Source organism: Acidimicrobiia bacterium (assembly GCA_036271555.1).
Taxonomy (GTDB): domain Bacteria; phylum Actinomycetota; class Acidimicrobiia; order IMCC26256; family PALSA-610; genus DATBAK01.
Genome location: DATBAK010000001.1, coordinates 133,810 through 145,174 on the forward strand (window position 1 = coordinate 133,810; position 11,365 = coordinate 145,174).

The following is an 11,365-nucleotide window of genomic DNA, read 5'->3' on the forward strand; positions in this document are numbered from 1 at the left end:
CCGTGCGCATCAGGCCGAAGCCGCATCAAGTCGTCTTCGTCGTCGGCGTCCTCCTCGCGGTCTTCACGCTCGCGTCGGGACTCGTGCCGACGATCACGCACTGGGAGGACACGTCGAGCGTCCAGCGCCCGACGTTCATCGACATCCCCAGCCCGGTCAAGCTCGCGTTCTACCTGACGCTCTCGGCGATGCTCTTCATCGCCGCGTGGCTCGCGTCCGATCGGGTGCGCAACTACGAGCGCGGCGGACCCGACAACCGGCGCACGACGCGCAAGAACGTGAAGCAGCGCCTCGCCGATTTCCGCGCCGGCGTCTACATGCAGACGCTCCTGCGCGACCCGGCCGCGGGCATCATGCACTCGGCGATCTACTTCGGTTTCCTCGGCCTGTTCATCGCGACCGTGATCCTCGAGCTGAACCACCAGCTTCCCGGTTCGTGGCAGTTCCTGCACGGCGACACCTACAAGGCGTATTCGGCGGGCTCCGACTTCGCGGGCCTCGTGTTCCTCGCCGGCATCGTGTGGGCGATCGGCCGTCGCTACGTGCAGCGCCCGTACCGCATCCGCATCAAGACGAAGCCCGAGGACGCGATGATCCTCGGCACGTTCGCGCTGCTCGCGATCACGGGCTTCTTCACCGAAGCGTGCCGGATCGCCTACGTCGGACGCCCCGACTTCGAGAAGTTCTCGTTCATCGGCTATCCGCTCTCGTACGTCATCAGGAACTGGTCGGTGACGTCGCTGCAGGACGCGCACCGCTGGATGTGGGGCGTGCACGTCGTGTCGTTCCTCGCGTTCCTCGTGATCCTGCCGACCACGAAGCTGCGCCACATGTTCACGTCGCCCATGAACATGTACCTGCGCGACAAGGAGCGTCCGAAGGGCGCGATGAAGCCGATGCCGAACCTCATGGAGACCGAGCTCGAGACGTTCGGCGCCTCGGTCGTCGAGGACTTCACGTGGAAGCAGCTGTTCGACACCGACGCGTGCACCATCTGCGGGCGCTGCACGTCGGTGTGTCCCGCGCACGCGACCGGCAAGCCGCTCGACCCGCGCGAGATCGTGCTGAAGGTCGGCGAGGTGATGACCGCGACGGGCTCACCCGCGGTGTCGCCGCCGGTCGGCACTGATCGCGAGATCACCGTCGGTGCCGACTCGCTGTTCGAGCGCATCACGTCGGAAGAGTTGTGGGCGTGCACGTCGTGCAAGGCGTGCGACGAGATCTGCCCCGTCAACATCGAGATCCTCGACAAGATCCTCGACATGCGGCGCTACAAGTCGCTGATGGAGAGCGACTTCCCGACCGAGCTCGGTCGCACGTACGTCGCGATGGAGAACCAGTCGAACGTCTACGCGATGAACCAGGGCGAGCGCGCCGACTGGGCGGCGTCGATCGAGGGCGTCGAGATCGTCGACCCCGGTCAGCCGTTCGAGCACGAGTACCTGTACTGGGTGGGCTGCGCGGGCTCGTTCGACGACCGCAACAAGAAGACGAGCCGCGCGATGGCGAAGCTCATGCAGCGCGCCAAGCTCGACTTCGCGATCCTCGGGCCGAGCGAGCTCTGCACCGGCGACTCCGCGCGTCGCTCGGGCAACGAGTACATCTTCCAGATGCTCGCGATGCAGAACATCGAGACGCTCAACGGCATGGGCGTGAAGAAGATCGTCACGCAGTGCCCGCACTGCTTCAACACGTTGAAGAACGAGTACCCGCAGCTCGACGGCAACTACGAGGTCATCCACCACTCGCAGCTGCTCGAGCAGCTCGTCGCCGAGGGGCGCCTCGTGCTCACGGGCGCGTCACTCGAGGAGCGGGTCACGTACCACGACTCGTGCTACCTCGGACGCCACAACGACGTGTACCTCGCGCCGCGCAGGGTGATCGGATCGCTCGCGGGGATCGAGGTCGTCGAGATGCCGCGCAACGGCACGCGCGGCATGTGCTGCGGCGCGGGCGGCGCGCGCATGTGGATGGAGGAGAGCATCGGCAAGAAGGTCAACGCCGAGCGCTCGGAAGAAGCGGTCGGGACCGGTGCGACCCGCATCGCGGTCGCGTGCCCGTTCTGCTACGTGATGATGGAAGACGGCGTGAAGGGCCAGGGCAAGGACGAGGAAGTGCGCGTCAGCGACATCGCCGAGCTCGTCCTCGAGGCGCTCGACAACGAGGACCGCAGCCCCGCGCCCGTCACCGCGAACTTCACGCAGGGCGTGTAGCTACCGTCAACGCAACGGGCCCCAGGTGTTCGCCTTCGGGTCGTGTTGGAGCCAGCGGTTGGTCTCGGCTTCCCAGTAGACCCACGCGTTGCGCTGCGCGTCCCACTGCGGCTCGCGCTTCGAGGGCTCCGCGGCCGCGGCCGGTTGTGACTGCGGCTGCGGGTGCGGATCGGGCTGCGCTTGGGGCTGCGGCTCGGTCGCGGGCGTCGGCGTCGGCGCGGCCCAGCCCGGCGCATCGGTCGCCGACTGGGACTGCGGCTGCGACCCGGTGGGCGGCTGCGACTCGGGCTGTGGTTGCGCCTCCGTCGGCGGCGGCGCGCCCCACGAGCGCGGCGCCTCCTGCTGGGGCGGCGGAGTCTGCTGCGGCGGCTGCCCCCAGCCCGGCGCCGGGGTCGGCGTGCCCCACGTCTGTCCGCCCGCGGGCGGCGGGCCCCAACCGGTGTTGGGCGGGCTCCACGGCGGCGGGTACGCGCCCGCGCTCGGGGGCGTGCCGATCGGCGTTCCGACCGACTCGCGCGCGACCACGTAGGTGCCGGCCGCGAAGTCGCCGATGCGACGATGCGGACGCGTCGCGAGCGCGGTGATGCCGCCGATGAGGATGCAGAAGCCGACCTCGAAATAACCCACGACCGTGCGCAGGATCGCCTTGCCCATGCCGCAGAGATTGCCGTCGCGGTCGACGACGCGCAGCCCGACCATGTGCTTGCCGAAGGTCGCGCCGGTTGCGCCCTGCAGCAGCCCCGCGACCGCGAACCAGTAGACGAGCGAGAAGAGCAACGTCGCGGTGCGGAAGTCGCTCCCGTAGTACGCGGTGCTGCTGCTGCTCGGCTGGATGCAGATCGACCGTCCGCCGTGCGTCGACCGGTAGACGTCGCAGAAGCTCGACGAGACGTTGTCGACGCGCGTCAGCGCGTGACCGACGATGAAGAAGCCGATGACGATCGCGGGGATGGCATCGATCACCGCCGCGGCGATCCGACGCCCCATGACGTTCGTGGGGTCGTAGGTCGTGGGGGCTGCGTAGGCCATGCGGAGATTCTGCCCGTCGCCGGTGGGTGCGGCGGGCACCGGGCGTCAGGCGCCGTCGCGGTCGCGTGCGAAGTTGAGGTAGTAGCGACTCGGCGTCGGGCCCCGCTGACCCTGGTACTTCGAGCCCATCGAGGCGCTGCCGTAGGGCTCGGACGCGGGCGTCGTCATCTCGAAGAAGGAGATCTGCCCGATCTTCATGCCGGGATAGATGGCGATCGGGAGGTTCGCGACATTCGAGAGCTCGAGCGTGAGGTGTCCGTCCCAGCCCGCGTCGACGAAGCCCGCGGTGCTGTGGATCAGCAGGCCGAGCCGCCCCAGACTCGACTTCCCCTCGAGTCGGGAGACGAGATCGTCGGGGAGCGCGACGCGCTCGTGGGTGGAGCCGAGCACGAACTCACCGGGGTGAAGGATGAACGCCGCGTCTTCGGACACCTCGACGAGCTCGGTCAGGTTCTCCTGCGGCTCCTTCGGGTCGATGAACGGCGTCGTGTCGTTGCGGAAGACGCGGAAGTAGCGGTCGACGTGGAGGTCGACCGACGACGGCTGGATCGCGTCCTCGCCGAGCGGCTCGATGAGGATCCGACCCTCGGCGAGGGCCTTGCGAATCGAGACGTCGGAGAGGATCACGGCGCGGATGCTAACGGGAGGCCTTTGGTAGCGTCGCTGGCTCCGCGGGTGTAGTTCAGCGGTAGAACATCAGCTTCCCAAGCTGAGAACGCCAGTTCGATCCTGGTCGCCCGCTCGTTCGTGGTGGTTCGCCGACGTCCATAGATGTCCGCTGACGGCGGACCCGCGCGTGCTCCGTCGGTGGCCATCTCGCGTCCATCCCGCGGGCGAGGCAAAGGACCCGTGCAACCGCGGATCGCGTCGACTCCCACGTTCGGCGCGCGGTTCGGCCGAGACCGATGGGTACGCAAGCTCTTGCGAAGCCGCGTGAGCGAAGGGCGTTTGACGACGGTCGGGGCAGGTCGAGGAGTCAACCGAACCGACAGCAGTCCCTTTCTTCGGTGCGGGTGTGACCGGGCCGGCGCGCACCAGGATCCGATGCACCCGTCGCACGGTGCCGATACGTGCCACGGTCGTGCTCGAGGTGTCACGCGATCGTGTCCGCCCTGCGTCCAAGCCCCTGCGTCCTAGCCCCTGCGGGGCGAGCCTCCGCCGGAGTTCGCAGATCAGCGCGACGACCGGCGGCTCCGTCGCGGTCGGTGACCGTTTTCGTCGGCGTGACCGCGCTTCGAACGCCGTCTCGCCCTCCGCGCGGGAACGGCGACGAGCTTCGAGCCCAAGCCTCCGAGACGCCATACGCCCGGGCCACCTCGTCACGATTGGGTACCCGACGGCGACGGAGTACCTCGGCCTTGGTCACGAGGTCGCAGGCGAGGTCGGTGCGTGCCGAGGTTGCCGACGACGTGAGCGGCGCGACCGAGCGGTGCCGGCCGGTGGACGAATGAGCGCTCGATGCCGCGGCGGCAGGCCGGTTTGTCGAGGTCCCGCCGCAGGCGACGACCGACCCGGCCAGGATCCGCCCCGAGACTGATCGGACCAACGATCGTCGGCTCGGAACGTGTGCGCTGTTCATTGCAACCTTTTCCTGGTTGGAGCCAACGACTCGTCGACGAAGGAGCGCGTCGGTGACTCGCCTCGGAGGCGGGTGTCTCTCCCGAAACCGGGCTGATTCGATCGATCCGGAAGTCGGCGGTCTCGTTCATGGCGCGCACACTCACGACCGAGCGTGGAACACACAAGAGCGGGTGTCGTTCTCGGGCACAGATCGAAGCTGGTAGCGAAGACCCGGCGTCGCGCGGTGCAGATCGGCACCGGACCGCGCCACTCGGCCCACCGCGCGGCGGCGAGCCCGTCGAGATCGGCGCTTGGGATATACCGCCCGCCGAGGAGAATGCTCGCGGGATCTAGGGCTCGATCACCCATAGGACGCTAAAGAGATCGCAACCCCATTTAGACCGTGGTCCTACGCAACCTTGCCCAGAGGACCTGATCCCGTGACGGGAGGGCCACCCTCAGATCACGTCACCTCGACAAAGTTCCTGACGGTCTCTTCGTGGACACGTTGATCAGAACTTCGGGCGGCTGGACCGATGACGGAAGTTCAGCGAGTCACGCGAAACGTCGGCGAGAAGGGCTCACTGAGCACCCGAGGCCATCCCGCGAGTATCCCGCGGTCGCCGCCGGCCGGCCTTGTGCGCCGGCGGCCGCTCGCCGCACGTGGCCTGCACATGTTGTTCGCCGAGGTTCGCCGCCAACCGTCGCGACATTTTCCGAAGCTGGGAACGCCAGTTCGATCCCGGTCGCCCGCTCTGTCTGTGTCATCGCTCTCGCGATCATGGATGGCGCGCTCGGTTGCCTTCGACCGACGCCCCGGTTTGACTGGGGTCGACTTTGACAACGGGCGGAGAGCATTGTGGCTATCCAACGCAGCTGGATTTTGGCAATTGTCGTGGCGATGTTCGGTACATCGGCTGCCGTGTTGGCGGCATCCGTACCGACGGCCGCCGCGTCATCGCAGCTGAAGTTCTCGGCTCCCGTGCGGATCGACCACCAGGCGCCCAACAACGTCGGTGAGTTGCTCAGTGTCTCGTGCGCCACCAAGAAGCTCTGCGTCGCCGGCGACGACCAAGGCCGGCTGGTCACGTCGGTCGACCCACTCGGTGGAGTGGACGGCTGGACCGTGTCCGACCTCGATTTTCAGCACCCGATTGTCGGCGTTTCGTGCCCGAGTGTCGGGTTGTGCGTCGCGATCACCGACCAGCAGGCTTTGGTCTCGACCAACCCGAAGGGCGGAGCGACGACCTGGACGCGCGCGACGATCGACCCTGCTTTTGACTCCCTCCGCGCCCTCGCGTGCCCGAGCGTTGCATTGTGCGTGGCCGTCGACGGCGCCGGTAACGTCGTGACGTCGACCAATCCCACCGGCGGTGCGGGCGCCTGGACGGTGACGCGCGTCGGTGCGTTCTTCAAGGGCATCGCGTGTGCCAGTGCGTCGTTGTGCGTCGTCGTCGACGCAACGGGTGACGTGATCACGTCGACGAACCCCGCCGGAGGGGCGGGCGCGTGGACCGTCACCAGTCTGGTGCCCGGCCAGGCTGATCATCTCGACCGCGTCTCGTGTCCGACCGTCTCGTTGTGCGTCGCCGTCGGCGACAGCGGCCAAGTCTTTGCGAGCACCAACCCGACCGGTGGCGAGGCTGCGTGGACCATCGACACGATCGACGGAACGCCGCTCGCCGACGTCTCGTGCGCGAACACCTCGTTGTGCGTCGCGGTCGACTTCGCCGGCAACGTGATCACCGCCACGCACCCGACCGGGGGTGCGGCCGCGTGGAGCAGCGCCAGTGTCGACGCCGCGAATGGCTTCTCGAGCATCGCGTGCCCTTTCACGACTATGTGCGTCGCGCTCGACCTCCACGCGAACATCGTCACGTCCAGCAAGCCGACCAAGGGACCGGCCGCGTGGACCACGACTCCGATCGACGACATCAACGGGATCACCGCGATCTCGTGCCCGAGTGCATCGTTGTGCGTCGCGGCCGATTCGTCGGGCAACCTCCTTACCTCGACGAACCCCGCCGGAGGCCGGGCCGCGTGGACGCCGTGGGACGCCGACTACGCCCTCTCCATCACCGGCATCTCGTGTCCGACCACGTCGATGTGTGTCGCCATCGACAGCTACGGAGACGTGCTCGTGTCGACGAACCCGACGGGCGGCGTGCTCACCTGGAGATCGACGGCCGTCGTCGGCGACGGCCTGGCGCTGACCGGCATCTCGTGCCCGTCCATGACGTTGTGCATGGGTACGGACGCTGCCGGAGAGTTGGTCTACTCGAACAACCCGACGGGCGGGCCGGCCGCATGGCATCGACGCGCAATCGGTGGCACGCGTTTGCTCGCCGATGTCACGTGCCCGAGCACGACGTTGTGCGTCGCGATCGACGGCCTCGGTTTGCTTGCCGCCACCAACCCCCTGGCTGGGACTTGGGCCGCAACCGGCGGCGACCACAACAGCGAAGCGGTGCTCACCGCGCTTTCGTGCCCGAGCGTTTCGTTGTGCGTCGCCGTCGACGACAGCGGCAACGTGCTGACTTCCACCGACCCGGCCGCGGTCAGTAGTGGCCCGGCATGGACGGAGCGTTCCGTCGACGGCTCCAACGAGCTCAACGCCGTGTCGTGTGCGGGCCCATCGTTGTGCGTCGCCGTCGACGACAGCGGCAACGTGCTCACCTTCACCAACCCGACCGGCGTTGGGGCGACGTGGACTGCGAGCAGGCTGGACAGCACGAACGGGGTGACCGCCGTCGCCTGCCCGACCATTGCGTTGTGCGTGGTGGGCGACGACGTCGGCAACCTTTTCACCGGCACGCTGCCGCGGCCCACGGTGAGCGCGGTCGCTCCCGCCTCCGGGCCGCCCGGCGGCGCCACTACCGTCACCATCACGGGGAGCGGGTTCAGCGGTGCGACCAGCGTGCAGTTCGGCGCGGTTCCCGCAGCCTCCTACACCGTCGTCTCCGACACGCAGATCACGGCGGCCTCACCTGCGGAATCGGCCGGACGCGTCGACCTCTCCGTGACGACGGTCGCGGGCACGACCGCACTCGTGAGCGGCGACGGTTTCACGTTCGCGGCGCCCGCACCGTCGCCGCTGCTGTTCTCCAACCCGTTGCCGATCGACGCCGCGGCGCTCAATGCGGTCTCGTGTCCGACCGCGTCGCTCTGCGTCGCGGTCGACAACGCCGACAACGTGGTGACGTCCACCAAACCCACCGGCGGCGTCGCGTCGTGGACCGCCTCGGCCATCGACGTCACACCGTTCACGCTCGCGGCCGTCTCGTGTCCGAGCGCAACGCTGTGCGTCGCGATCGACGACGGCGGCAACGTGCTCACGGCCACCAACCCGACCGGGGGTTCCGCCGCGTGGACAACCGCCAACGTCGACGCCGGCTTCGGGCTCACGGCCCTCTCGTGCGCGACGCCAACGCTTTGTGTCGCGATCGACGACGGCGGCAACGTGCTCACCGCCACTGATCCGTCCGGAGGCGCGGCCGCGTGGAGCGCGAACAGCGCGCTCATCGGCTCGTCGCTGCGCGCCATCGCATGTTCCCGTGTGACCTTGTGCGTGATCGTCGACGGCGCGGGCAACGCGATCGTCTCGGCGAACCCGGCCGCGAGCTCGCCGGTCTGGACCGCGAGCAGCATCCTCCCCGGGCGAGCGCTCAACAGCATCTCGTGCCTCGCGGTGTCGCTCTGTGTTGCCACCGACCTCACCGGCGACGTCGCCACCTCCACGCGACCCGCCGGGGGCACCACCGCATGGAGCAGCGCCCACGTCGACCTGCGCGCGGCGCACAGCATCTCGTGTCCGAGCGCCTCGCTGTGCGTCGCCGTCGACAACGCCGGCCGCGTGGTCACCTCGACCGACCCCACCGGCGGCCCGTTCGCGTGGACGGTCGCCGACATCGACGGCGCGAACTCGTTCGACTCCGTCTCGTGCCCCACTGCGGCGTTGTGCGTCGCCGTCGATGTTGCCGGCAACGTGCTCGTCGGTCGGACGGCGTCGCCTCCGATCATCACGTCGATCTCACCGGTTTCGGGCCCGGCAGCGGGGGGGACTCACGTCACGATCGCGGGCACGGGTTTCACCGGCGCGACCCAAGTGCGTTTCGGCACCGTCGCGGTCACGAGCTACGCCGTGGTCTCGGCACGAAAGATCACGGCGGTGACGCCGGCGCACACGGCCGGCGTCAATGACATCTTCGTCACGACGGCCGGCGGAAGCAGCGCAGCCGTCACCGCCGACAAGTTCCAGTATCTGTAGCGGCGTGCACGGGCGAGTCGTCCCACGCTCGGGTCCGCCGCGTGTTCGTGGACCAATCGACCGCGTCGCCGCGCGATCGAAGCCTTCGCCCGCGGACTCCGCAGCTGAAGTCCATCCCGCGAGCATCCCGCGGCCGCCGTCGTCCGCTGCTGTTCGCCGGCGTGCGCGCGCCGTAGCTGACCTGCACATGTTGTTCGCCGCTGTTCGCCGGTAACCGTCGCGATCAGCTTCCCAAGCTGAGAACGCGGGTTCGATTCCCGTCGCCCGCTCTGCATGACCTTCACGTTTCAGCCGGTCGACCGTTCACCGTTCGGGCCTGTTTTGAGCGGCCGCGCGGCCCGAACACGCGCCGGGCGCGTCAACGCGTGTTGCCGTGTCGGCTAAACGGTTTCCACGTCCGTTGGTCGTTTCGCGCTTGCTGGCCGGAGTCGCGCTCGACCTGGACTGTGCCCGAGGCGCACTTTTGGGCGCGACGAAGGAGCGCACCGGTAGTGCGCTCCTTGGGCCAACCCTTCGATAGGGCTCGGCTACGGCGCTCGACTGCTCGGACGCGACTCCTGTCGGGTCGCGTCGGCGTAGGTCTGGTCGCGTCGCCTGCGCCGAGAGCGTGGCACGGACGGAGTCGACGATGCCGCCTGACGAGCGGCCCACGCGGTTAGGAGCCGATAGTTGACGACGGCCCACGCGATCGCGTGCATCAGCGCGTTCTTCGTGCAGCCCATCAACCGGACATTCCCGCGTGTCAGATCCACAGTCGCCTTGGACTTCGTGTACCCCCACGATCGTTCGACAGCCGTTCGGCGTCGGTACGACTTCCGCCAAGCCTTGGACTTCCACGGATGCTTCTGCCGCGCCTTGTCCGCGATGGTCGGCGGAACAGTGATCGTCGCCTGCGCGCAGATGCGCGGCGGACGTTTCGGCGGCCTCGGGACTGTCAGTCGAGTCAGTTCCACCGAGACCGATGATTCCTTGAGCGCGCAGCACACGTGGCCAGCGGACGCCGGGCACATGTAGCGCTGGTACCCATCGGCGTCGCGTCGACCGAAGGGGACGAGGGCATAGTTGCTGCGTTGCGCGACTAGCTCGTCGTACGCAGCCCATGCTTTCGCGCTCGCTCCGAAACCAGGCGGATTGATGAGCTGGAACTTCTTCGGTGTTCCCGGCGAAAGGAGAAGGTCATCAACGATGAACGCGCCTTCGAAGGCACCGCGCCTGCCTTGCTGGTTTGGATGAAGGTCGATGACGGGCCTGAAGCCCATGGCCCACAACGACAGCGTCCAACCGTCGATGTTCGTGTACCCGGAGTCGGCCAGCAGGTCGCCCGGCCTCAAACCGCCAGCGACGAGGCGCGCGAGGAGATCGGTGAGCAGGGGCGCCTGGGTCGTGGCTGCCGGTGAGAACGTCATGCCGCGCACCAACTCGGGAACGGCAGGCCCGTCTTCATCGCGGGTCATGGTGACTACTTGCTCGTAGTAGCCGTAGAACATCTCGCCTTGCTGACCCGGCTGCGTCGAGTGGCGGTGTCCCCAGTGCGCGTCCGCGTCGGCGCCGATCTGTCCGGACGGAACCATGTGTCCCCAGCTCTCTCGGTCCGACCAATCTGTGGCGTGTGAGGAGTGGTCTCGATACTGGGTCGGAATGGTTCCGTCGATGATGCGATGGATGATCGCGTCGCGTCGCTCCGAGCGGTCCGCAATTTCCTGTTCCGTGAGCGGCTTTCGTCGCGTCGCGTCGGCGCGCGACGAGTAGACGGGTGTCGGATCAAGCGGCTCGACAACGAGACCGTAGAGCCGTTCGACCTCTCTGTAGCTCAGATTGTTCGGAAGGCGGAGCCGCGCTTTCGCCGACGCGGGCAGAGTCAGCAACGTCTCGAACACTTCGGTCAGATGTTGGGGACGCCGAGCGAGCTTCGTCAGGAAGATCCCGACGAACAGCGCGTGCACCGAAAGCCCTCGTCGTCGAACGCCCTTGCGAAGCATGCCTTCACACTCGGCCGCGGGAACGCGCGCCCACTCCTCGGCGAAGGCGATCTCGGAGGGCTTCACAGCAGTCGACCCCTGAGCTGCTGGCAGATGACTTCCTCGCTCGGCTTCGGGAAGAGCGCGACCAGATCGCAGAACAGAGATGACTGCCGGAGACCAGACGCTGCAAGAAGAACGTCGAAGCCGAATACTTCGAGTTGGTGGGTGAGCCATGTTGCGCGGAGCCGTCCGATGTCGAGGCGCGGCAGCGCTCGGTCGGAGTACATGTGCGCGATCGTCAGGGCGACTTGGTTTCGTCGGTCCGTCTCGACGGT

Annotated in this window: 6 protein-coding genes and 1 tRNA gene; 3 read left to right on the forward strand and 4 right to left on the reverse strand. The window is 67.7% G+C overall.

Going from position 1 to position 11,365, the window contains the following annotated elements:
- The first annotated feature begins 2 nt into the window (after positions 1 to 2).
- Entirely contained in the window at positions 3 to 2,213 is a 2,211-nt protein-coding gene (locus VH914_00760) for a heterodisulfide reductase-related iron-sulfur binding cluster (protein HEX4489709.1), read from the forward strand.
- 6 nt (positions 2,214 to 2,219) lie between these two features.
- On the opposite strand, the gene VH914_00765 is transcribed toward VH914_00760, so the two are convergent.
- Together VH914_00765 and dcd are read right to left on the reverse strand one after the other, a co-directional pair.
- Positions 2,220 to 3,242, reverse strand: coding sequence for an RDD family protein (locus tag VH914_00765; protein ID HEX4489710.1), 1,023 nt, complete (start codon positions 3,240 to 3,242; stop codon positions 2,220 to 2,222).
- Between the two features lie 45 nt (positions 3,243 to 3,287).
- Complete coding sequence (dcd, locus tag VH914_00770) at positions 3,288 to 3,869, reverse strand: dCTP deaminase (GenBank protein HEX4489711.1); 582 nt, start codon at positions 3,867 to 3,869, stop codon at positions 3,288 to 3,290.
- A 44-nt stretch (positions 3,870 to 3,913) separates the two neighbouring features.
- Here dcd and VH914_00775 point away from each other — a divergent pair.
- Both VH914_00775 and VH914_00780 read left to right on the forward strand, forming a co-directional pair.
- A tRNA-Gly gene (locus VH914_00775) sits at positions 3,914 to 3,984 on the forward strand.
- A 1,740-nt stretch (positions 3,985 to 5,724) separates the two neighbouring features.
- Positions 5,725 to 9,069 carry an IPT/TIG domain-containing protein gene (locus VH914_00780; GenBank protein ID HEX4489712.1) on the forward strand — a complete coding sequence of 1,115 codons (3,345 nt, stop codon included), beginning with the start codon at positions 5,725 to 5,727 and terminating at the stop codon, positions 9,067 to 9,069.
- A gap of 527 nt (positions 9,070 to 9,596) precedes the next feature.
- On the opposite strand, the gene VH914_00785 is transcribed toward VH914_00780, so the two are convergent.
- Positions 9,597 to 11,114, reverse strand: coding sequence for a hypothetical protein (locus tag VH914_00785; protein ID HEX4489713.1), 1,518 nt, complete (start codon positions 11,112 to 11,114; stop codon positions 9,597 to 9,599).
- Positions 11,111 to 11,365 (reverse strand): hypothetical protein (locus tag VH914_00790; GenBank protein HEX4489714.1); only part of this gene is annotated, 255 nt, incomplete at its 5' end. The genes VH914_00790 and VH914_00785, both read right to left, overlap by 4 nt.

What these genes read in the sequence shown, in the direction of transcription:
- VH914_00765 (HEX4489710.1), bottom strand. Translation starts at nt 3,242, where the DNA reads ATGGCCTACGCAGCCCCCACGACCTACGACCCCACGAACGTCATGGGG.